This window comes from Microbacterium sp. Root53 (genome assembly GCF_001426925.1).
Classification (GTDB): domain Bacteria; phylum Actinomycetota; class Actinomycetes; order Actinomycetales; family Microbacteriaceae; genus Microbacterium.
On sequence record NZ_LMFR01000001.1, the window covers coordinates 283725 to 305477 of the forward strand.

At 71.5% G+C, this 21753-nt stretch carries 17 protein-coding genes and 1 pseudogene; 11 read left to right on the plus strand and 7 right to left on the minus strand.

What is annotated here, in order from left to right:
- Window positions 1-58: 58 nt before the first annotated feature.
- Window positions 59-2638 carry an alpha-glucan family phosphorylase gene (gene glgP / locus ASD19_RS01395; RefSeq protein ID WP_055988232.1) on the minus strand — a complete coding sequence of 860 codons (2580 nt, stop codon included), beginning with the start codon at window positions 2636-2638 and terminating at the stop codon, window positions 59-61.
- Between the two features lie 165 nt (window positions 2639-2803).
- Here glgP and ASD19_RS01400 point away from each other — a divergent pair, with 165 nt between their 5' ends.
- From ASD19_RS01400 to glgB, 4 genes and pseudogenes are all read left to right on the plus strand, one after another.
- Window positions 2804-4771 carry an alpha-1,4-glucan--maltose-1-phosphate maltosyltransferase gene (locus ASD19_RS01400; protein WP_055988016.1) on the plus strand — a complete coding sequence of 656 codons (1968 nt, stop codon included), beginning with the start codon at window positions 2804-2806 and terminating at the stop codon, window positions 4769-4771.
- A pseudogene (gene treS / locus ASD19_RS01405) lies at window positions 4771-6521 on the plus strand (maltose alpha-D-glucosyltransferase). Before ASD19_RS01400 ends, treS begins: the two are co-directional and overlap by 1 nt.
- Window positions 6518-7978 carry a maltokinase N-terminal cap-like domain-containing protein gene (locus ASD19_RS01410; protein ID WP_200941031.1) on the plus strand — a complete coding sequence of 487 codons (1461 nt, stop codon included), beginning with the start codon at window positions 6518-6520 and terminating at the stop codon, window positions 7976-7978. The pseudogene treS and the gene ASD19_RS01410 overlap by 4 nt, the downstream one beginning before the upstream one ends.
- A complete protein-coding gene (glgB, locus tag ASD19_RS01415) occupies window positions 7975-10209 on the plus strand; it encodes a 1,4-alpha-glucan branching protein GlgB (protein WP_055988018.1) in 2235 nt (744 codons plus the stop codon). The genes ASD19_RS01410 and glgB overlap by 4 nt, the downstream gene beginning before the upstream one ends.
- A 65-nt stretch (window positions 10210-10274) precedes the next feature.
- Here the strand turns inward: glgB and ASD19_RS01420 are convergent, their stop codons facing one another.
- From ASD19_RS01420 to ASD19_RS01430, 3 genes are all read right to left on the minus strand, one after another.
- Window positions 10275-11966: a glycoside hydrolase family 13 protein gene (locus ASD19_RS01420; protein WP_055988020.1), complete on the minus strand. Its 1692-nt coding sequence runs from the start codon at window positions 11964-11966 to the stop codon at window positions 10275-10277.
- Between the two features lie 235 nt (window positions 11967-12201).
- Entirely contained in the window at window positions 12202-12471 is a 270-nt protein-coding gene (locus tag ASD19_RS01425) for a GlsB/YeaQ/YmgE family stress response membrane protein (RefSeq protein ID WP_055988022.1), read from the minus strand.
- 147 nt (window positions 12472-12618) lie between these two features.
- Window positions 12619-13209 (minus strand): hypothetical protein, encoded by a 591-nt coding sequence (locus ASD19_RS01430; RefSeq protein ID WP_055988024.1) that lies wholly within the window; start codon window positions 13207-13209, stop codon window positions 12619-12621.
- Window positions 13210-13220: 11 nt separating this feature from the next.
- Between ASD19_RS01430 and ASD19_RS01435 the strand changes: the two genes are divergently transcribed.
- The 6 genes from ASD19_RS01435 to ASD19_RS01460 all read left to right on the plus strand — a co-directional run bounded on the left by ASD19_RS01435 (window position 13221) and on the right by ASD19_RS01460 (window position 18218).
- Entirely contained in the window at window positions 13221-13751 is a 531-nt protein-coding gene (locus ASD19_RS01435; protein ID WP_055988027.1) for an adenine phosphoribosyltransferase, read from the plus strand.
- Window positions 13752-13998: 247 nt separating this feature from the next.
- Window positions 13999-15060 (plus strand): ABC transporter substrate-binding protein, encoded by a 1062-nt coding sequence (locus tag ASD19_RS01440; protein ID WP_055988029.1) that lies wholly within the window; start codon window positions 13999-14001, stop codon window positions 15058-15060.
- Window positions 15061-15080: 20 nt separating this feature from the next.
- Window positions 15081-15914 (plus strand): ABC transporter ATP-binding protein, encoded by an 834-nt coding sequence (locus tag ASD19_RS01445; protein ID WP_055988031.1) that lies wholly within the window; start codon window positions 15081-15083, stop codon window positions 15912-15914.
- The gene (locus ASD19_RS01450; protein ID WP_055988033.1) at window positions 15907-16722 is read left to right on the plus strand and encodes an ABC transporter permease; all 816 of its coding nucleotides are present in this window, start codon (window positions 15907-15909) and stop codon (window positions 16720-16722) included. The genes ASD19_RS01445 and ASD19_RS01450 overlap by 8 nt, the downstream gene beginning before the upstream one ends.
- 2 nt (window positions 16723-16724) lie before the next feature.
- Window positions 16725-17570: an ABC transporter permease gene (locus tag ASD19_RS01455; protein ID WP_055988035.1), complete on the plus strand. Its 846-nt coding sequence runs from the start codon at window positions 16725-16727 to the stop codon at window positions 17568-17570.
- Between the two features lie 48 nt (window positions 17571-17618).
- A complete protein-coding gene (locus tag ASD19_RS01460; protein WP_082542892.1) occupies window positions 17619-18218 on the plus strand; it encodes a copper homeostasis protein CutC in 600 nt (199 codons plus the stop codon).
- A 9-nt stretch (window positions 18219-18227) separates the two neighbouring features.
- Here the strand turns inward: ASD19_RS01460 and ASD19_RS01465 are convergent, their stop codons facing one another.
- The 3 genes from ASD19_RS01465 to purS all read right to left on the minus strand — a co-directional run bounded on the left by ASD19_RS01465 (window position 18228) and on the right by purS (window position 20211).
- Entirely contained in the window at window positions 18228-19169 is a 942-nt protein-coding gene (locus tag ASD19_RS01465; RefSeq protein WP_055988040.1) for a 2-hydroxyacid dehydrogenase, read from the minus strand.
- Between the two features lie 71 nt (window positions 19170-19240).
- Complete coding sequence (gene purQ, locus ASD19_RS01470; protein WP_055988042.1) at window positions 19241-19948, minus strand: phosphoribosylformylglycinamidine synthase subunit PurQ; 708 nt, start codon at window positions 19946-19948, stop codon at window positions 19241-19243.
- Window positions 19945-20211 carry a phosphoribosylformylglycinamidine synthase subunit PurS gene (purS, locus tag ASD19_RS01475; RefSeq protein ID WP_055988043.1) on the minus strand — a complete coding sequence of 89 codons (267 nt, stop codon included), beginning with the start codon at window positions 20209-20211 and terminating at the stop codon, window positions 19945-19947. The genes purQ and purS overlap by 4 nt, the downstream gene beginning before the upstream one ends.
- A 268-nt stretch (window positions 20212-20479) precedes the next feature.
- Here purS and ASD19_RS01480 point away from each other — a divergent pair, with 268 nt between their 5' ends.
- Window positions 20480-21751: an ABC transporter substrate-binding protein gene (locus ASD19_RS01480; protein ID WP_055988046.1), complete on the plus strand. Its 1272-nt coding sequence runs from the start codon at window positions 20480-20482 to the stop codon at window positions 21749-21751.
- The last annotated feature ends 2 nt before the right edge of the window (window positions 21752-21753 follow it).

Here is a 21753-nt window from a genome sequence, read left to right on the forward strand (position 1 = left end):
TCCGGTCGTTGAGCGGAGCGAAGCGACCGAGTCGAAACCCCTGAAGCTGCCCGCGCCCCTAGGCCAGGGCGGCGAGCCCGAGCTCGGCCGTGGAGGCCAGGCGCTCGTGGCGGGGGACGACGCGGACCGTGTAGCCGAAGGGGCCCGCGCGGTCCACGCGCACGGTGCCCGCGAACGCGGTGCGTCCGCCCGAGTACTCGTCGCGCGGGCTCAGCGGGGCCGCTTGCACCGATGAGAGCTGGTCGTCGCCCTCGGCGCGGCCGTAGACCAGCTGCACCTCGACGTCGTCGGGGGTGAGGCCGCCCAGGGCGACGTGCGCGCTGACGGACAGCTCCGCGCCGACCTCGGCGAGCTCGTCCACGCCGCTCGACTCGACGTGCTCGATGCGCACGCCGCTCCACGCCTCGCGCACGCGGCGCTTCCACGTCGCGAGCTCGACCGCGCCGGAGTAGTCGCCGTCGAGCGCGCGCGCCGCCGTGGCGGCGGGGGCGTAGAGCTGCCCCACGTAGTCGCGCACCATGCGGGTGGCGAGAACCTTCGGCCCGAGCGACTCGAGCGTGTGCCGCATCATCTCCATCCACCGGACGGGCACGCCCTCGCCGCTGCGGTCGTAGAACCGCGGCGCGATCTCGCGCTCGAGCAGGTCGTACAGGGCGGCGGCCTCGAGGTCGTCGCGCTTGTCGGGGTCGTCGACGCCGTCGGCCGAGGGGATGGCCCAGCCGTTCTCGCCGTCGAACCACTCGTCCCACCAGCCGTCGAGGATCGACAGGTTCAGGCCGCCGTTGAGCGCGGCCTTCATACCGCTCGTGCCGCACGCCTCGTAGGGGCGCAGCGGGTTGTTCAGCCACACGTCGCAGCCGGGGTAGAGCTGCTGCGCCATGGCGATGTCGTAGTTCGGCAGGAACACGATGCGGTGCCGCACCTCGGGGTCGTCCGCGAACCGCACCAGCTCCTGGATGAGCTTCTTGCCGCCGTCATCGGCGGGATGGGCCTTGCCGGCGATCACGAGCTGGATGGGGCGGTCGGGATCCAGCAGCAGGCTCTTCAGGCGGTGCGGGTCGCGCAGCATCAGGGTGAGCCGCTTGTACGACGGCACGCGGCGGGCGAAGCCGATCGTCAGCACGTCGGGCGAGAGCACGTCGTCGATCCAGCCGAGCTCCGCCTCGACCGCGCCGCGGCGCCGCCACCCGTCGCGCAGGCGCGCGCGGGCGTCCTGCACGAGCCGCTCGCGCAGCTGGCGCTTGATCCCCCAGACGCGCGCGAACGGCACATCATCGATCGCGCGCGCGAACTCGGTCGGGTCGCCGTCGAGGTCGGCGCCCACCTCGGCGATGAGCTCGCGGAACTCGCGGGCGACCCACGTCGGCGAGTGCACGCCGTTCGTGATGGAGCCGATCGGGACCTCGGCCTCGTCGAACGCGGGCCACAGGCCGTTGAACATGCCGCGGCTGACGTGGCCGTGCAGCTGCGAGACGCCGTTGGCGCGCTGGCCGAGGCGGAAGCCCATCACGGCCATGTTGAACATGCCCGGGTCGCCGCCCTCGTAGTCCTCGGCGCCGAGCGCGAGCACCCGGTCGGTCGGGACCCCCGGCAGCACGCCGCCCTCGGCCGCGAAGTACTGCTCGATCAGCGTGCGGGTGAAACGGTCGATGCCGGCGGGCACCGGGGTGTGCGTCGTGAACACCGTCGAGGCGCGCGCCATCTCGAGCGCGGCGTCGAAGCCGAGGCCCGGCCCGCCCGCGTCCGCCGCGGTCGTGAGCTCCCGGATGCGCTCCAGGCCCTGGAACCCGGCGTGGCCCTCGTTGGTGTGGTAGACCTCCGGCACGGGTGCGCCCGTGATGCGGCTGAACACGCGCAGCGCGCGCACGCCGCCGACGCCGAGCAGGATCTCCTGGCGCAGTCGGTGCTCGCTGCCGCCGCCGTAGAGGCGGTCGGTGACGTCGCTGAAGTGCTCGGGGTTCTGGTCGACATCGGTGTCGAGCATCAGCAGGGGCACGCGACCGACGCGCGCGACCCAGATCCGGGCGCGCAGGTCGGGGCCGCCGGGCATCGCGACCGAGATCATGGCGGGGGAGCCGTCCTCCTCCCGCAGGGCCGTGATCGGCATCTCGTCGGGGTCGAGCACCGGGTAGGACTCCTGCTGCCAGCCCTCGCGCGAGAGCGACTGCATGAAGTAGCCGTGCCGGTACAGCAGGCCGACGCCGATCACCGGCACGCCCAGGTCGCTCGCCGCCTTCAGGTGGTCGCCGGCCAGGATGCCCAGGCCGCCGGAGTACTGCGGCAGCGCGGCCGCGATCCCGAACTCGGGCGAGAAGTACGCGATCGCGCGGGGTCCCTCGGGCACGCTCCGCTGGTACCAGAGGTCATCGGCGAGGTAGGCGCGCAGGTCGTCGCGCACGCGGCCCAGGCGCTCGAGGAAGGCGCCGTCCTGCGCCAGCTCGTCCAGCCGGGCGTTCGTGACGGAGCCGAGCACGCGGACCGGGTCCTGGGTGCGACGCCAGACCTCGGCGTCCACATGCGCGAACACGTCCTGGGTCTCGAGGTGCCAGCACCAGCGCAGGTTGCCGGCGAGCTCGCCGAGCGCGGCCAGCGGCTCGGGCAGGACGGGTCGGACGGTGAATCGGCGGATGGCGCGCATGCGCATACGGTACTGCCAGTCCGCGGCGCTCCCGTGCGCGCGAGGGTGACATCCGGATGAACGCGCGTCGGCATTCCGTGACGCGGCGTTACACCGAGGTGATCGAAACGCGCAAGGGACGCCGTGGAAGTGGCTCCGAGCCAGCGCTTGTGCCAAGTTGGGCACATGGTCGGACGCATTCCCGTCATCGATGTCCACCCCGTCGTCCACGGCGGCGCGCGACCCGCGAAGGCGACGGTCGGCGAGCCCCTGCCGGTGCGCGCGACCGTGTTCCGCGAGGGACACGACAAGCTGGGCGCCGAGGCCCTGCTGATCGGGCCGGACGGGGAGCGAAGGCCGCCGGTCCGGATGCGCGAGCTGGTCAAGGGCACCGACCGCTACGAGGCGTGGCTCACGCCCGACGCGGAGGGCGACTGGTCGTTCGAGGTGCGCGGGTTCTCCGATCCGCTCGCCACGTGGAACCACGACGCGGGCATCAAGATCCGCGCGGGTGTCGACGTCGAGCTGATGTTCCTCGAGGCGAAGCTTCTGCTCGAGCGGATCCGCGCCGAGGCGACCGACCCGCTCACGGCCGACGACGAGGCGGCGCTCACGGCGGCGTCCGACGCGGCGACCGACGAGGTCCGGCCGGTCGAGGCGCGCCTCGCGGTGCTGGAGGGCCCCGAGACGCAGGAGGTGTTCCGCCGGCACCCGCTGCGCGATCTGGTCACGGTGTCGGGTCCGTACCCGCTGTACGCCGACCGTCGCCGCGCCCTCACGGGCGCGTGGTACGAGTTCTTCCCGCGGTCCGAGGGCGCGCGGATCGACAAGCGCAACGGGCGCGTGATCAGCGGCACGTTCAAGACGGCCGTGAAGAGCCTCGACCGCGTTGCGGCCATGGGGTTCGACGTGCTCTACCTGCCGCCCATCCACCCGATCGGCGAGGTCAACCGCAAGGGCCCGAACAACACGCTCACGCCGGGCCCGCACGATCCGGGCTCCCCCTGGGCGATCGGCTCGAAGCACGGCGGCCACGACGCGATCCACCCGGATCTCGGCACGTTCGCGGACTTCGACCGCTTCGTGAAGCGCGCGAATAAGCTCGGGATCGAGGTCGCGCTCGACCTCGCGCTCCAGGCGGCCCCGGACCACCCGTGGGTGACCGAGCACCCGTCGTTCTTCCGGCACCGCGCGGACGGCTCCATCGCCTATGCGGAGAATCCGCCGAAGAAGTACCAGGACATCTACCCGATCTACTTCGACGACGACTTCGACGGGATCCTCACCGAGGTCGAGCGCGTGGTGCGCCTGTGGATGTCGCACGGCGTGCGCGTGTTCCGCGTCGACAACCCGCACACCAAGCCGGTCATGTTCTGGGAGCAGCTGCTCCACCGCATCCGCGCGACGGACCCCGACGTGATCTTCCTGTCCGAGGCGTTCACGCGGCCCGCCATGATGCACACGCTGGGCGCCGTCGGCTTCCACCAGTCGTACACGTACTTCACGTGGCGGGTGGCCAAGGAGGAGATCGAGGACTACCTGCGCGAGGTGTCGAGCGAGAGCGACCACCTGATGCGCCCGAACTTCTGGGTGAACACCCCCGACATCCTGCACGCGACGCTCCAGTACGGCGGGCCCGCGATGTTCGCGATCCGCGCCACGCTCGCGGCGCTGGCCGCCCCGTCCTGGGGCATGTACGCCGGCTACGAGCTGTTCGAGCACGTGGCCGTCAAGCCCGGCAGCGAGGAGTACCTCGACAGCGAGAAGTATCAGGTCCGGGTGCGCGACTGGGCCACCGCCGAGGCGTCGGGCAGGACGCTGATGCCCTATATCGGGAGGCTCAACGAGCTGCGCCGCGCGCATCCGGCGCTCGGGCTGCTGCGCAACCTGGTCGTGCACGCGACCGACGACGACCACATGCTGTGCTTCTCGAAGACGCACGGCGACGACACGGTCATCGTGGTGATCAACCTCGACCCGCACGGCGCGCGCGAGACCACCGTCCACCTCGACCTCGAGGCGGCGGGCCTGCCCGAGCGATACCTGGTTCACGACGAACTGACGGGCGCCGAGTGGATCTGGGGATCCGACAACTACGTGCGTCTCGACCCGTCGGGCGACGTCGCGCACATCCTCACCGTGAGGAGGATCTGATGACGGCCGCCTCCGAGCCCGCCCCCATCACGACCTCCATCCCGATCCTCACGCAGGAGCCGTTCCCGGACACGCCGGGCAGCGCCGAGCCGGAGTGGTTCAAGACCGCGGTCTTCTACGAGGTGCTGGTGCGCTCGTTCAAGGACGGCGACGGCGACGGCATCGGCGACTTCCGCGGCCTGATCGAGAAGCTCGACTACCTGCAGTGGCTCGGCGTCGACTGCCTGTGGCTGCCGCCGTTCTTCCCGTCGCCGCTGCGCGACGGCGGCTACGACGTGGCCGACTACACCGGCGTGCAGCCCGACCTCGGCACGACCGAGGACTTCCAGGCCCTGCTGAACGCGGCGCACGAGCGCGGCATCAAGGTCATCATCGACTTCGTCATGAACCACACGAGCGACGAGCACCCGTGGTTCCAGGAGAGCCGGCGCGACCCCGACGGGCCCTACGGCGACTTCTACGTGTGGAGCGACACCGACGAGCTGTACCAGGATGCGCGGATCATCTTCGTCGACACGGAGCCGAGCAACTGGACGTGGGATCCGGTGCGCCAGCAGTACTTCTGGCACCGGTTCTTCTCGCACCAGCCCGACCTCAACTTCGACAACCCGAAGGTGCACGAGGCGATCCTGGATGCGCTGCGGTTCTGGCTGGACATGGGCCTGGACGGCTTCCGGCTGGACGCCGTGCCGTACCTCTATGAGCGGCCCGGGACCAACGGCGAGAACCTCCCGGAGACGCACGAGTTCCTGAGGAAGGTGCGCCGGATCGTCGACCAGGAGTACCCGGGTCGCGTGCTGCTCGCCGAGGCGAACCAGTGGCCCGCCGACGTCGTCGACTACTTCGGCGACTTCGAGTCGGGTGGCGACGAGTGCCACATGTGCTTCCACTTCCCGGTGATGCCCCGGATCTTCATGGCGGTGCGGCGGGAGTCGCGCTACCCCATCAGCGAGATCCTGGCCCAGACGCCGCCCATCCCGTCCGGGTGCCAGTGGGGCATCTTCCTGCGCAACCACTGGTCACGGACGAGGACCGCGACTACATGTGGGCGGAGTACGCCCGCGACCCGCGGATGAAGGCGAACATCGGCATCCGCCGCCGCCTGGCGCCGCTGCTCGAGAACGACGTCGACCAGATCGAGCTGTTCACGGCGCTGCTGCTCTCGCTTCCCGGATCCCCGGTTCTCTACTACGGCGACGAGATCGGCATGGGCGACAACATCTGGCTCGGGGATCGCGACGGCGTGCGCACGCCCATGCAGTGGACCATGGACCGCAACGCCGGCTTCTCGACCGCGAACCCGGGCAAGCTGTCGCTGCCGCTGGTCCAGGACCCTGTGTACGGCTACCTCGCAGTCAATGTCGAGGCGCAGCAGGAGGACCGCTCGTCGCTGCTGCACTGGACGCGGCAGATGATCCAGGCGCGCAAGCGGCATCCGGCCTTCGGCCTCGGGAGCTTCAACGACCTCGGCGGAACCAACCCCGCGGTGCTGTCGTACTCGCGTGAGCACACGAACGCCGACGGCAGCGTCGACGTGATCATCTGCGTCAACAACCTGTCGCAGTTCCCGCAGCCGGTCGAGCTGGACCTGCGCCGCTTCGAGGGGATGGTGCCGGTCGAGCTGCTCGGCGGCGTGCCGTTCCCCCAGATCGGCGAGCTGCCGTACCTGCTGACCCTCGGCGGACACAGCTTCTTCTGGTTCCAGCTGCACGCGCCGGCGGACGAGTCGGAGGAGGTGGGGCTGCTGTGAGCGACATCCACGCACGCGGTGCGACGCCCGACGCCGAGATGCTCGAGGGCTACCTCGTGCGCACCCGGTGGTTCGGCGGCAAGGGGCGCCCGTTCCGGGTGTCCGACGTGCGGCCCCTCGCGGAACTCGCGCCCGCCGAGCACGGGCCGTCCGCGACCGTCTACCTGGTCACGGTCGACTACTCCGACGAGGAGGGCGGCACCGAGCTGTACCAGGTGCCCCTCGCGGCCCACGAGCACCCGGAGGAGCGGATCGCGCACGCCCACGTCGGCACGATCGAGGTCGAGGGCCGCGTGCGCCACCTCTACGACGCCGTGCACGACCGGGACGCCATGGCGCTGTGGCTGCGCGGCTTCACGTCGGCCGAGGAGTCCGGATGGGCCGACGCCGGCGGCCTGCGGTTCCGGCGCGTGCTCGGGACCGAGCCGCTGGATCCCGCGCTGCGGTCGGCGCCGCTGACGGGCGAGCAGTCCAACTCGTCGGTCAAGTTCGACGAGACCGCGATCATGAAGCTGTTCCGCAAGGTGACCCCGGGCGTGAACCCGGACATCGAGATCCATGCCGAGCTCACCCAGGGCGGCTCCGAGCAGATCGCCGACCTGTACGGCTGGATCGAGGTCGAGCTGGGTGAGGAGGAGCCGCGCGAGGTGCTGCAGCTGGCCATGCTGCAGCGATTCCTCCGCACGGCGACCGACGGCTTCGAGCTCGCGACCGGCAGCGTCCGCACCCTGCTCGCCCACCCCGAGCTGAGCGCCGGCGACTCGGGCGGCGACTTCGCCGGCGAGGCGGCGCGTCTCGGCGAGGCGCTCGCCGCCGTGCACGCCATGCTGCGCGCGCGCTTCCCCGCGGAGCGGCGCGGACCGGAGGCGGCCGCCGACCTCGCCAGGGCCATGACCGAACGCCTGGATCGCGCCCTGCGCACCGTGCCTGAGCTCGAGCCGTTCGCGCCGCGCCTGCGCTCGGCGTACGACGCCGTGGCCGCGCTGCAGGGCCTCGACGTGCAGCGCGTGCACGGCGACCTGCATCTCGGCCAGACGCTGCGGACCTCGCACGGGTGGAAGATCGTCGACTTCGAGGGCGAGCCCGGGCGGCCGTTCGCGGAGCGCGCCCTGCCGGACTCGCCGTGGCGCGACGTCGCCGGCATGCTGCGCTCGTTCGACTACGCCCCCGGCGTGGTCGAGATGACCACCGCCACCCCCGGCGACCCCGGGGATCCGCGCGAGGAGTCGCTGCGCGCCGAACGCGCGCGCGAGTGGTCGCAGCGCGCCCGCGCCCACTTACTCGAGGCCTACATCGCCGCTCTCGGCGCCGAGGCCGGCCTCGAGAGCGAGCGCGGCGTCCTCCTCGACGCGTACGTGGCCGACAAGGCCGTGTACGAGGCCGTGTACGAGAAGCGCAATCGGCCGTCGTGGACGGCGATCCCGCTGGCCGCGCTGTCCCAGATCGGAGCATCATGACGTCCCCCCAGGTCCTGCCCGTCGACACCGCCACGCTCGCGGCCATCGCCGCCGGCGAGCACCACGACGCGCACTCGGTGCTGGGTCCGCACCCCCACGACGGCGCCGTGACGATCCGCGTGCTGAAGCCCCTCGCGTCGTCGGTCGTGGTCAAGTACCGCACGCCGCCCACGCGCAAGGCCCCCGACGGCTGGGCCGAGCTCGAGCTGCAGCACGAGCACGAGGGCATCTGGGCGGGTGCCCTGCCGCTGCCTCCGGGAGCCCCGGCAGACGACGTGCCGCCGTACCGGGTGGTCACGTCGTACGGCGAGGGCGAGTCGCGGGTGACGAACGAGAAGGACGACCCGTACCGCTTCCTGCCGACCCTCGGCGAGATGGACCTGCACCTGATCGGCGAGGGCCGCCACGAGGCCCTGTGGCGCGTGCTGGGTGCGCACGTCCACCGCTACGAGGGGTGGGGCGAGGCGCCGGACGTGACCGGCACCGCGTTCGCCGTCTGGGCGCCGCGCGCCCGCGCCGTGCGGGTCAAGGCCGACTTCAACCACTGGGACGGCCGCGAGCACCCGATGCGCAGCCTGGGGTCCTCGGGCATCTGGGAGCTTTTCGTCCCCGACGTGGGCGCCGGCACCCGGTACAAGTACCAGATCCTCGGCGCCGACGGGGTGTGGCGCGAGAAGGCCGACCCGATGGCGCAGTACGCGGAGCAGCCGCCGCTGACGGCCTCGGTCGTGCACGAGTCGCACTACCAGTGGGGCGACCAGGAGTGGCTCGAGCGCCGCGCCGCCGAGGCGGGCCGCGGCCACACGGACCGGCCGATGTCGATCTACGAGGTGCACCTGGGCTCGTGGCGGCGCGACAAGTCGTACGCGCAGCTGGCCGAGGAGCTCGTCGGCTACGTGCAGGACCTCGGCTTCACGCACGTGGAGTTCATGCCCGTGATGCAGCACCCGTTCGGCGGGTCGTGGGGCTACCACGTCACGTCGTACTACGCGGCCGACAGCCGTTTCGGCGATCCGGACGGCCTGCGCCACCTGATCGACCGGCTGCACCAGGCCGGGATCGGCGTCATCCTCGACTGGGTGCCCGGCCACTTCGCGACCGACGAGTGGGCGCTCGCGCGCTTCGACGGCGCGCCGCTGTACGAGGACCCCAACCCCCAGCGCGGCTGGCACAAGGAGTGGGGCTCCCACATCTTCGACTTCGGCAACCCGCCGGTGCGCAACTTCCTGTACGCCAACGCGGTGTACTGGCTCGAGGAGTTCCACGCCGACGGCCTGCGCGTGGACGGCGTCGCGTCGATGCTGTACCTGGACTACGCGCGCCAGCCGGGGGAGTGGACGCCGAACATCCACGGCGGTCACGAGAACCTCGAGGCCGTGCAGTTCCTGCAGGAGATGAACGCCACGGTCTACAAGCGCGCGCCCGGCGTGGTGACCATCGCGGAGGAGTCGACCTCGTGGCCGGGCGTCACGAAGCCCACGTCCCAGGGCGGGCTCGGCTTCGGGTTCAAGTGGAACATGGGCTGGATGCACGACACCCTCGGCTACATCGGCCGCGACCCCGTGCACCGCTCGTACCACCACCACGACATGACCTTCGCGCTGACGTACGCGTGGTCGGAGAACTACGTGCTGCCGATCTCGCACGACGAGGTCGTGCACGGCAAGGGGTCGCTGCTGCGCAAGGCGCCGGGCGATCGCTGGCGGCAGCTCGCCACGCTGCGGGCGTACCTCGCGTTCATGTGGGCGCATCCCGGCAAGCAGCTGCTGTTCATGGGCAGCGAGTTCGGCCAGGAGTCGGAGTGGGCCGAGTCGCGCGAGCTCGACTGGTGGCTGCTCGACCTGCCCGACCACCGCGGCGTGCACCACGCGATGCGCGACATCAACGCCCGCTACCGCGAGACCCCCGCGCTGTGGACCCTGGACAACGACCCGGCCGGCTTCGAGTGGCTGGTGGCCGACGACGCGCACGCGGGCGTGTACGCGTTCGCGCGCCGCGACGGACACGGCTCGGTGCTGGTCAGCGTCAGCAACTTCTCCGCGGTCCCGCACACCCAGTACCGCCTGCGTTTCCCGTCGCTCGGCGCCTGGGACGAGGTGCTCAACACCGACGCCGACCAGTACGGTGGATCGGGAGTCGGCAACCTCGGTCGCGTCGAGGTGCCCGAGGACGGCCACGCGAACGTCGCGCTGCCGCCGCTCGGCACGGTCTGGTTCCGCTACGCGGGCTGATCAGGACGAAGAAGAGGCCCGCCGCGTCGATCAGGACGCGGCGGGCCTCTTCTCGCTGCGGCGGGTCAGCTCGCGCGGAGCCAGGCCGTCGCGGCGCCGGGCAGGCGGTCGCCGTCGAGCGGCGCGCTGCTCAGCAGCACCTCGCCGTCCGGCAGGGCCGCCGGCTCGTCGCCGAAGTTCGTCACGCAGACCCAGCCGTTCGGCCGAGCGAACGCCAGCACGTCTCCGCGCGTGAACTCCTCCAGCCACTCCAGGCGCTCGGCGGACTGAAGACTCCGCCGCAGCCGCAGCGCCTCGCGGTACAGCGAGAGCGTCGAGGCCGGATCCCCGTCCTGCGCCTCCACCGACGACGCGCCGAACCACTCGGGCTGGGGCAGGTGCGCGCCGTCGTCGCCGAAGCCGAACGACGAGCCGGTCGTGGTCCACGGCAGCGGCACGCGGCATCCGTCGCGGCCCTTGTCGACGCCCGGGCTGCGGAAGTAGGTCGGATCCTGCCGCGCCTCGTCGGGCAGGTCGCCGACCTCGTGCAGGCCCAGCTCCTCGCCCTGGTAGAGGTACGCGGAGCCGGGCAGCGCGAGCTCGAACAGGGTCGCGGCGCGGGCGCGTCGCAGCCCGAGGTCGCGGTCGAGCGCCTCCTCCGGAGCGCCCGCGAGGATCCAGGCGCGGCCCTGCTTGTCCTCGGACTCGGTGCTGCCGACGGGCTTGTCGAGAGGCGGCAGTCCGTAGCGGGTCGCGTGGCGGACGACGTCGTGGTTGGACAGCACCCACGTCGACGAGGAACCCGAGATGCCGGCGAGCTCGAGGCTGTCGTCGACCACCTCGCGGAACGCCTGCGCCTCGAACTCGGCGGTCAGCAGGTCGAACTCGAAGGCCTGGCCGAGGCCCTCCGGGCTGGCGTAGCGGGGCCGGCGGTGCCGCTCGACCCACGCCTCGGCGACAGCCGTGCGCGGCGGCGAGTACGAGTCGAACACCTTGCGCCACTCGGCGTAGATCTCGTGCACCTCGTCGCGGTCCCAGATCGGGTGGTCGCCGCCGCGCGCGATGGCCTCGAGCTGCGCCTTGCTCGGCAGCGGCTCCGTGAGGTCCTTCGTGAGCGCGTGCGCCACGTCGACGCGGAAGCCGTCGACGCCGCGATCAGCCCAGAACCGCAGGGTGTGCAGGAAGTCGGCGCGCACCTCGTGGTTCGACCAGTCGAAGTCGGGCTGCTCCGGCGCGAACAGGTGCAGGTACCACTGGCCGTCCGGCACGCGCGTCCACGCCGGGCCGCCGAACAGGCTCTCCCAGTCGGTGGGCGGCTCGCCGCCGCCGGGGCCCTTGCCGTCGCGGAAGATGTACCGGGCGCGCTCCGGGCTGCCGGGGCCGGCGGCCAGCGCCGCCTGAAACCACTCGTGCTGGTCGGAGGAGTGGTTCGGCACGATGTCGACCACGACCCGGATGTCCTCCGCGTGCAGGGCCGCGACCATCTCGTCGAACTCGTCGAGCGTGCCGATCCGCGGGTCGACGTCGCGGTAGTCGGCCACGTCGTAGCCGCCGTCCGCGAGCGCCGACGGGTAGAACGGGCTCAGCCACACGGCGTCGATCCCGAGTGAGGCGAGGTACGGCACGCGCGAGATGATGCCGCGCAGATCGCCGATCCCGTCGCCGTTCGCGTCGGCGAACGACCGGGGGTAGATCTGATAGACGGTGGCCTGACGCCACCAGTCGGCGGGGGTGTCGAGCGGGCGCTCGTGAGGGTGGGCTGCGGACGCGGCGGTCATTCTCTGCTCCCGACGATCGGCTGACGGTGTGTGATCGAGTCTCCGGCATGCGGCGCCGGAACGGGCGGATCGGCCCGGGCACAGCGGAACGCCCGCCGCATGTGCGACGGGCGTTCTACGTTTCCGGGAACCATCCCCTCCGGGGCCGGCCCGCGAGGTGCGGGATCTGGTGGCTCGTGAAGGGATGTTCCCCTTTCGGTCGGACGCGAGGGAGGGGTGCGGCCGACGTCCGAGGTCACCGGGTCGTCTTGTTGCGACCGGTGATCAGGCCCCAGATCAGCAGCACGATGATCGCACCGCCGATGGCCAGGAGCCAGGTGGAGAGGTCCCAGAAGTTCTCCAGCCCGACACCGAAGATGGCCGATCCGAGCCAGCCTCCCAGGATGGCGCCGACGACTCCGAGAAGAAGTGTGACGAGCCATCCGCCACCCTGCCGCCCGGGCAGGATCGCCTTCGCGATCGCGCCGGCGATGAGTCCGAGGATGATGAATGCGATGAAGCCCATGACGCGCTCCCTTCCTGCGGGGATCTCCCGCTGAATCCAATGTACGAGCGCACGCGAATACGCCTGAGGGGCTTGACATGGGCTGGGAATGTGCGCTTATGCGTTCCGCTGACTGGGAGGAGCGGGGCCCGGAGCGGGTCTCAGGTCTCAGGCGGGGCCGAGGCGCAGCACGCCGGGCGTCTCCGCGACGCGCAGATCGTCCACGATGCGCACCGTGCGGGCCAGCACGTCGACCGATCCGAGCACGGTTCGGAAGCGCTCACGGTCGCCGCCCACGGCCGTGACCGTCACGAAGTGCGCGCCCGTGTCCCACGTGTACTCCGCGAAGGGCGGCGTGCCGGCGCCCGCGGGCGCGTCGATCACCAGGCGCTCGCCCATCCCGAGATACGCGCCGCGGAACGGCTCGGTGTCGTCGTATTCCATGGGCCGCATGGCGCGCGCCGCGCGCAGCTGCGGCGTGACCTGGTGGACCTGCGCCGTCACGACCAGCAGGTCGGGCTCGTCCTTCCACACCCAGGCCAGCAGCTTGCCGTCGGCGCGGCGCATCAGCAGGGGAGCGGCCTGGCTGATCGTCCACGCGAGCAGCCCGCTGCCGCGGCCCTGCCCGCCGATCATCCGGCTGCCGTGGCCGAGGAGCATGCGGATCGCGGCCTTGCGGTGCCGGCGGCCCCGCAGCCCGAGCGAGCCGGTGACGGCCACCCAGCGCGCGGGATCGGCGTCGGCCTGCAGTCGGGTCATGGATCCAGCGTATGGGGGAGGATGGACGCGTGGATGCCCTGAGCCGCGCCGAATCGCTGATCGCCCTGACCCCCGACTATCCGGAGCCCGGCGTGCTGTTCCGCGACGTCTCGCCGATGCTCGCCGACGGCGCCGCGCTGCGCGCCGTGGTCGAGGCCCTGATCGAGCCGTACGCGGGGCGCTTCGACATCGTGGCCGGCATCGAGGCCCGCGGGTTCCTGCTGGCCGGGTACGCGGCCGCGCTCGCCGGGGTGGGCATGCTGCAGATCCGCAAGGCCGGCAAGCTCCCGCGCCCCGCGGCGGCGGTGTCCTACGCGCTGGAGTACGGCACGGCCACGATCGAGGCCCCGGGCGTGCTGCACGCGGGCGAGCGCGTGCTCCTTCTGGACGACGTGCTCGCCACCGGGGGCACGCTCGCGGCGGCGCAGAGCCTGGTCGCCGAGCTGGGCGCCGTCGTGGCGGGGTCGGCCGTCGTGCTCGAGCTCACGGACCTGGGCGGCCGCGAGGTCGTCGGCGACGTTCACGCGGTCTTCACCGCCTGATCCGGACGTCCCCGTCCGTATCGATCCGGGCACGGAACGCCCGGGATATCCGGCATTCTGCGACCTCGCAGGATCGGGCACGGCACAATGTTTTACATCGCCGAAACGCGGGTGTCCGGCTGGTCGCTCCGCCGCACCCTACGGTGGGAGGACCGGCCCGTTCCTGCCGATCACCCTCCCGGCGCGAGACCCCCCGGAACCCCGGATGTCGGATCGCGCCCCGTCCCGCACGAGTGGAGACTCTCACATGACCCGCACCACCTTCCTCCGCCGCGGTCTCGCCGCCGCCGGCCTCCTGACCACGGGCGCCCTGGCCCTCGCCGCCTGCGCCGGCGGCTCGGCCCCGGCCGGCGACGCCGCCGAGGGTGAGGACGCCGGCCACGGCGCCATCACCGTGCAGCAGAGCTGGATCTCGAACGAGGAGTTCGCCGGCGAGTTCTACGCGCAGAAGTTCGGCTACTACGAGGAGGCGGGCTTCGACGAGGTCACGCTCGTCGAGGGTCCCTCGACCGGCGTCGCGGAGCTCATGGGCGGCACGGCCCAGGTCGCGCTGAACGACCCGCTCGCGGTCGGCTCGGCCGTCGCCAACGACGGCGCCACGATCAAGATGATCGGTGCCACGTTCCAGAAGAACCCGTTCACGGTGCTCTCGCTCAAGGACGGCGCGGACATCGCGACGGTCGAGGACCTCAAGGGCAAGACGATCGGCGTGCAGGACTCGAACCGCGCCGCGTTCGACGCGTTCCTCGAGGCCAACGGCATCGCGCAGGACGAGCTCGAGATCGTCGCTGTCCAGTACGACCCGGCCCCGCTCGTGAACGGCGAGGTCGACGGCTTCTACGCGTACCTCACCAACGAGGCGCTGACGGTCAAGCTGGCCGGCCACGAGATCACCAACCTGCCGCTCGCCGACAACGGGTTCCCGCTCGTGGCCGAGACGATCTCGGTCACGGACCAGTACCTCGCCGAGAACCGCGAGCTGCTGAAGGACTTCCTGGTCGCCGAGATCAAGGGCTGGTCGGATGTCGTGAAGGACCCCGAGCAGGCCGCGGACGACGTGGTCGCCGAGTTCGGCACCGACCTCGACCCGGTCAAGACCCTCGAGGCCATGAACGCGCAGCTCGAGCTCATCGTGACGGAGGACACCGAGGCCAACGGCCTGTTCACGATCACGGAGGAGATGCAGCAGGCGACGGTCGACAGCCTCGCGGGCGCCGGCATCGAGGTCGCGGCCGAGGACATCTTCGACCTCAGCCTGCTCGAGGAGGTCTACGCCGAGAACCCCGAGCTCGTCGACTACGCCGGCTGAGGCGGGGGAGAATCGAGACCGTGACCGACACGGCTTCGTCCTCGGCTGAGGACGCGCAGGCCGGTGCCCAGGACACCCTGGGGACCGGCCTGCACATCAGCGGACTGAACAAGGTGTTCCGGCAGGGGCGGCGCGACGTCGTCGCCCTGCAGGACGCGAACCTCCACACCGAGCAGGGCACGTTCCTGTCGCTGCTGGGCCCGTCCGGGTGCGGCAAGTCGACCATCCTGCGCATCCTGGCGGGGCTCGAGTCGCCGACGAGCGGCACGACGCGGGTGGACGGCAAGTCGCCCAAGGAGCTGCGGGCGTCCAACAGCCTCGGCATCGCGTTCCAGGACTCGGCCCTGCTGCCGTGGCGCAGCGTGCAGTCGAACATCCAGCTGCCCTTCGAGGTCGCGGGCAAGCCGGTCGACAAGGCGTACGTCGCCGAGCTGATCGACCTCGTCGGACTCACGGGCTTCGAGAACGCCAAGCCCGCGCAGCTGTCCGGCGGCATGCGCCAGCGCGTCTCGATCGCCCGGTCGCTCGTGATGAAGCCCGAGGTGCTGCTGTTCGACGAGCCGTTCGGCGCGCTCGACGACATGACGCGCCAGCGGCTGAACCTCGAGCTGCTGCGCATCTGGACCGAGAAGCCCGCGACGACCCTGCTGGTGACCCACGGCATCTCGGAGGCCATCTTCCTGAGCGACAAGGTCGCGGTGATGACCCCGCGGCCGGGGCGCATCAAGGAGGTCATGGACATCGACCTGCCGCGCCCGCGCACGCCCGAGATGATGCGCACGCCGGAGTTCCACGCCTACGTCGACCACGCCTCGGACCTGCTGTTCGGCGGCCAGGACGGCTCGGATGACTGACGCCCGCCGCGTCGTCGACCGGCGCCCCGTGCCCGCGTGGGCGTGGGGCGTCGCCGGCGTGATCGGGATCATCGCGCTGTGGTGGCTGCTCGCCGCCACGGTGTTCTCGAGCGTCGGGCCGGCCGGCGTGCAGGCGATCCCGACCCCCGCGCAGGTCGTGGCCGAGGCCGCGGAGCGCGGCTGGTCGTACTTCGCTCCCGAGTTCGGGATCACGCTGGTCGAGTCCGGCATCGGCTACCTGTGGGGCAACGCCCTGGCGCTGCTGTTCGCCGCGCTCGTCCTGATCGTGCCGCGCATCGAGGGCACCGTCATGCAGCTGGCGACCATCACGTACTGCCTCCCGATCGTCGCGATCGGCCTGCTGCTGAGCGTCATGGTGCCCGTGCCCAAGCCGGGCGAGCCGTGGCTGAACTCGGTCATCCTGGCCGCGCTCAGCGTGTTCTTCACCACGGTCGTGGGCGCCCTCCTCGGACTGAAGGCCGCCGACCGCAGCGCGCTCGATGTGGTCACGGTGTACGGCGGCTCGCGGCTGACCCAGCTCACCAAGGTGCGGCTCATCGCGGCGCTGCCGGCCATCCTGAACGCCCTGCAGATCGCGGTGCCCGCCGCGTTCCTCGGCGCCGTCCTCGGCGAGTTCTTCGGCAAGACCCGGATGGGCGTCGGTCGGGCCATGATGATCGCCCAGGTCGACGTCAACGCGCCGCTCGTGTGGGCGCTCGCCATCCTGTCCGGCATCGTCGCGCTGACGGGCTACTGGATCGTGGGGCTGATCGCGCGCGCGGTCACGCCGTGGGCGAAGGGGGCGTGAGGATGGCGAGCTCGAACGAGATCCGCTCCTCGCTGCGCCGCCAGGCCGCCGCGGCGACCGCCCGCGCGCTGGGCCGGGACCTGCTGAAGCTCGTGGTCACGCTCGTGGTCGTGACCGCGCTGTGGCAGCTCGCGCTGTGGGCCTTCGGGGTCAACACGTACATCGGCAAGGGCCCCGCCGACATCTGGGCCTACCTCGTGACCGACGCCGACGCGGGCGAGAACCGAGCCGTGCTGTTCGACCGGCTCTGGGTGAGCCTCGGCCATGCCGTGATCGGCTTCGTCGCGGGGCTCGTGGTCGCGCTCGTCGCGGCCATGCTGTTCCAGCTGAACCGCGGCGTGGAACACGCGCTCATGCCGCTCGCGATGCTGCTGCGGTCGGTGCCCCTCGTCGCGATGGCCCCCGTGATCACGCTGATCTTCGGCCGGGACCTGTGGTCGGTCGCCGTGATCGGCGGCATCGTCGTGCTGTTCCCGGCGCTCGTGAACATCGTGTTCGGCCTCCGCTCGGCGTCGCCGCAGATGCTCGACCTCGTCGCCGTGTACGGCGGCTCGGCGTTCACGGCCCTGCGCAAGGTCGCCCTGCCGTCGTCGCTGCCGGCGTTCTTCGCCGCGGTGCGCATCTCGGTCCCCGGAGCCCTCACGGGCGCGCTGCTGGCCGAGTGGCTCGCGACCAGCGACGGCATCGGCGGCGGCATCGGCCCGGCGATCTCGCAGTCCCGGTTCCCCGAGGTGTGGGCGTCGATCGTGCTCGTCACGGCCGCCGCGCTCATCCTGTACAACCTGATCCAGGCGATCGAGGACGTCGTCCTGACGCGCCTCGGGATGCACCCCCTCAAGAACCTCTGAGCCCCGTCACTCGAGCCACTCGGTGATGAACCGGTCGCTGGCGTGGATGTGGGTGGCGATGTAGTCGTCGCCGTCGAGGACCTCGTCATGGTGCGCCCGCGCGCGGGCGGCTTCGCCTACGACGCCGACGAGGTCGCGCTCATGGTCGCCGACACGCTCCGTGCGGTCGCCGCGGGCGCGCACGGCATCGTGATCGGCGGCACGCGCGACGGGCGCGTGGATCCCGAGATCGTGCGCCCCGTGCTCGACGCGGCGGGCGACGTGCCGGTCTCGTTCCACCGCGCGTTCGACACGCTCGCCGACCAGAAGGCCGGCCTGGACGAGCTCGCCGAGCTGGGCGTGATCCGCGTGCTGACGGCCGCCGGCGCCTCGCGCGCCGTCGACGCGCTCGACGGCCTGCGCGCCCTCGTGGAGCACGCGGCGGGCCGCATCCAGGTCATGGCCGGCGGCGGCATCGACCCGTCGAACGTCGCCGAGATCGTCGCGACCGGTGTCGACGGCATCCACGCCTCGGCGAAGGGGATCGTGATCGTGTCGGACGCGGTCGCGGTGTCGCTCGGCACCGGCGCGCCGGCGGGAGAGGGCGGCTACGAGACGACCGACGAGGCGACCGCGATGCGGCTGCGCGAGATCCTGCGGGGCGCGTAGCCCCGCAGATCAGGCGCGGAGCACGACGTTGATCGGCTCCTCGCCGCGCGCCATCCGCTCGGCCTGCGTCGCCACCAGCTTGGCGATGCGCGGCCGCATGGCGCCCGAGCGGCCGCCCACATGCGGGGCGATCAGCACGCCCGGGAGCGACCACAGCGGGTGGTCCTGCGGCAGGGGCTCCGGGTCGAACACGTCGCTCGCGACGCGGATGCGCCCGCGGCGCACGTGGTCGACCAGCGCGTCCGTGTCGACGATGGGCCCGCGGCCGACGTTCACGACCAGCGCGCCGTCGGGCAGGGCCGACAGGGCGGCGTCGTCGATCAGGTGATGCGTCTCGGGGCCGCCGGGCAGGACGATGACCAGGATGTCCGCGGTCGGCAGCAGCTCGGGCAGCTCCGAGATCGGCCGGACCTCGATGCCCTCCTCCTTGCGGGCGCGCGACGCGACCGGGATCAGCTCCACCTCGAACGGCAGCAGGCGGTCGGCGATCGACTTGGCGACGCCGCCGAAGCCCAGCATCACGACGCGGCGGTCGGCGAGGCCCTCGGCCTGGAAGGTCTCCCACTCGCCGCGCTCCTGGTTGCGCACCATGCGGGGCAGCTCGCGCTGGGCGGCCAGGACGAGCGCGACCGTGAGCTCGGCCGTGGCGGTCTCGTGCACCGACGACGCGTTGGCGTACACGGTACCGGCGGGCAGCCGCTCCGCGACCCCGTCGTACCCGATCGCCTGCCCCTGCACGAGCCGGTGCTCGAACGTCGACAGTTTCTTGAGCGTCTTTCCCTGCTTCATGTACGGCGGCACGACGATGTCGATGCGCTCGCGCGGGGCGTCGCCCGACCCGTCCCACTCGATCACCTCGATCGGCAGCTGCGGGTCGAGCAGCGCGCGCACGTCATCGGCGAGCTGCGCGTCGGGAACGGACAGGACCACGGTCTCGGAGGTGTCGCTCACGCTTCGACCCTATCGGCGCGCAGACGACGAAGCCGCCCCCGGGAGGGAGCGGCTTCGCGAGGCGTGCGGGGCTACGCGGCGGCGCCCACGACCGCCGAGATCGCGCTGGTGAAGAAGCCGAGGCCGTCGACGCCCGAGCGCATGGCCGCGGGGGTCTGCGGGCCGAAGCCCGGCTCGACCGCGTGCTCGGGGTGCGGCATCAGGCCCACGACGTTGCCGCGCTCGTTGGTGAGACCCGCGATGTCGTCGAGCGAGCCGTTCGGGTTCACTCCGAGGTAGCGGAACGCAACCTGGCCCTCGCCCTCGATCCGCTTGAGCGTCTCGTCGTCGGCGATGTAGCCGCCGTCGGCGTTCTTGAGCGGGATCACGATCTCCTGGCCCGCCTCGAACGCGCTGGTCCACGCCGTGTCCGCGTTCTCGACGCGCAGGCGCTGGTCGCGGCGGATGAACTGCTGGTGCGCGTTGCGGATCAGGCCGCCCGGCAGCAGGTGCGCCTCGACGAGCATCTGGAAGCCGTTGCAGATGCCGAGGATCGGCATGCCCTTCGCGGCCGCGTCCTTGACCTCGGCCATGATCGGCGCGTGCGCCGCGATCGCGCCGGCGCGCAGGTAGTCGCCGTAGCTGAAGCCGCCCGGCAGCACGAGGGCGTCCACGCCGTCGAGGTCGTGCGAGCCGTGCCACAGCGCGACGGGCTCGCCGCCGGCCAGGCGGATCGCGCGCTGCGCGTCGCGGTCGTCGAGCGAGCCGGGGAAGGTGATGACGCCGATGCGGGCGGTCATGCCTGCTCCTGAGCCTCGGCGAGCACCTCGACGCCCACGACGTCCTCGATGACGGCGTTCGAGAGGATCTCGTCGGCGACCTGACGCGCCTCGGCGAGCACCTCCTCGGTCACCTCGCCCTCGACCGTGAGCTCGATGCGCTTGCCGATGCGCACGTTCTGGAAGGTACCGTGGCCGAGGCGCGCGAGCGATCCGGTGACCGCCTTGCCCTGGGGGTCCAGCAGCTCGGCCTTGGGCATGACGTCGACGACGATGGTGGGCATAAGGGGAGCTCCGGATGTCGCGGGCGGGAGAGTCCCCACCATTCTAGTCGCCCGGCGGTCGCTCCCCGGCCGAGCCTCCACGCGACGGTGCGCACCCGCTTCGGTCACAACCCGGTCACGGGACTTGCGGCCGTGGGAGCGCTCCCATAGGCTCGCCTGCAGTCCGGATGGGAGCGCTCCCACGCACCGCGTGCGATGCGCACCCGCCTGCCCGTTCTGCACCGGGACCGCGCTGTGTCGCGCGGCCCTCACACACAAAGGAGTGACAGTGAACTCACGTGCCTTCCGCCGCGGCGCCGCCGCGGTGTCGGCTGTCGCCGCCGGCGCCATCGCGCTCGCCGGCTGCTCCGGCGGCAACGCGCCCGCCGAGTCGGCGGACCCGAACGCCCCGATCGAGCTGAGCATCGCCACGTTCAACGACTTCGGCTACTCGGACGAGCTCCTCCAGGAGTACATGGACGAGCACCCGAACGTGACGATCGTGCACAACAAGGCCGCGACGTCCAACGACGCGCGCGCCAACTTCTTCCAGAAGCTCGGCAACACCGGCCTGGCCGACATCGAGGCGATCGAGATCGACTGGACCGCCGAGATGATGCAGTACGCCGACCTGCTGGCCCCGGTGCCCGAGGAGCTGAAGGGCCGCTGGCTCGACTGGAAGGAGGCCGCCGCGACCGATGCGGACGGCAACCTCGTCGGCTACGGCACCGACATCGGCCCGCAGGCGGTGTGCTACCGCGCCGACCTGTTCGAGGCGGCGGGCCTGCCGACCGACCGCGAGGAGGTCGCCGGTCTGTTCACCACGTGGGACGACCTGTTCGCCGTGGGCGCCGAGTACACCGAGAAGACCGGTCAGCCGTTCCTCGACTCGGCCAACTCGGTGCTGCAGGGCCTCGCCAACCAGCTCGAGGTCACCTACGAGGAGGCCGACGGCACGGTCGTGGCCACCGAGAACCCCGATGTGCGCGAGATGTACGACACCGTCATCGAGAAGGCCGTCCCGATCACCGCGTACCCCGGTCAGTGGAGCGAGGACTGGTTCGCGTCGATGGCCAACGGCGAGTTCGCCGCGATGCTGTGCCCGCCGTGGATGCACGGCATCATCGCCGGTGAGGCGCCCGAGGTGACCGGCTGGGACATCGCCGACGTCTTCCCGGGCGGCGGCGGCAACTGGGGCGGCTCGTACCTTGTCGTCCCCGCGAACGGCGAGAACGTCGCCGCGGCTCAGGAGCTCGCCGCGTGGCTGACCTCGCCCGAGGTGCAGGCCAAGGCCTTCGCCAACGTCGGCGCTTTCCCGAGCCAGCCGGAGGCGTACGAGATGCCGGAGGTCACCGACGCGACCAACGAGTACTTCAACGACGCCCCGGTCGGCCAGATCAACGCCAACCGCTCCGAGGCCGTCACGGTCTCGCCGGTCAAGGGCCCGAAGTACTTCCAGTTCCACGAGGCCCTGAACCAGGCCGTCACCCGCGTGCACGACGGCCTGCAGTCGCCGGAGGAGTCGTGGGACGCGTGGGTCACCGAGGTGTCGGCGTTCTGAAG

Bases quoted from the DNA above. Each gene is read 5' to 3' on its own strand.
- glgP (WP_055988232.1), bottom strand. From the start codon at position 2,638: ATGCGCGCCATCCGCCGATTCACCGTCCGACCCGTCCTGCCCGAGCCG.
- ASD19_RS01400 (WP_055988016.1), top strand. From the start codon at position 2,804: ATGGTCGGACGCATTCCCGTCATCGATGTCCACCCCGTCGTCCACGGC.
- glgB (WP_055988018.1), top strand. From the start codon at position 7,975: ATGACGTCCCCCCAGGTCCTGCCCGTCGACACCGCCACGCTCGCGGCC.
- ASD19_RS01420 (WP_055988020.1), bottom strand. From the start codon at position 11,966: ATGACCGCCGCGTCCGCAGCCCACCCTCACGAGCGCCCGCTCGACACC.
- ASD19_RS01425 (WP_055988022.1), bottom strand. From the start codon at position 12,471: ATGGGCTTCATCGCATTCATCATCCTCGGACTCATCGCCGGCGCGATC.
- ASD19_RS01430 (WP_055988024.1), bottom strand. From the start codon at position 13,209: ATGACCCGACTGCAGGCCGACGCCGATCCCGCGCGCTGGGTGGCCGTC.
- ASD19_RS01435 (WP_055988027.1), top strand. From the start codon at position 13,221: ATGGGGGAGGATGGACGCGTGGATGCCCTGAGCCGCGCCGAATCGCTG.
- ASD19_RS01440 (WP_055988029.1), top strand. From the start codon at position 13,999: ATGACCCGCACCACCTTCCTCCGCCGCGGTCTCGCCGCCGCCGGCCTC.
- ASD19_RS01450 (WP_055988033.1), top strand. From the start codon at position 15,907: ATGACTGACGCCCGCCGCGTCGTCGACCGGCGCCCCGTGCCCGCGTGG.
- ASD19_RS01455 (WP_055988035.1), top strand. From the start codon at position 16,725: ATGGCGAGCTCGAACGAGATCCGCTCCTCGCTGCGCCGCCAGGCCGCC.
- purQ (WP_055988042.1), bottom strand. From the start codon at position 19,948: ATGACCGCCCGCATCGGCGTCATCACCTTCCCCGGCTCGCTCGACGAC.
- purS (WP_055988043.1), bottom strand. From the start codon at position 20,211: ATGCCCACCATCGTCGTCGACGTCATGCCCAAGGCCGAGCTGCTGGAC.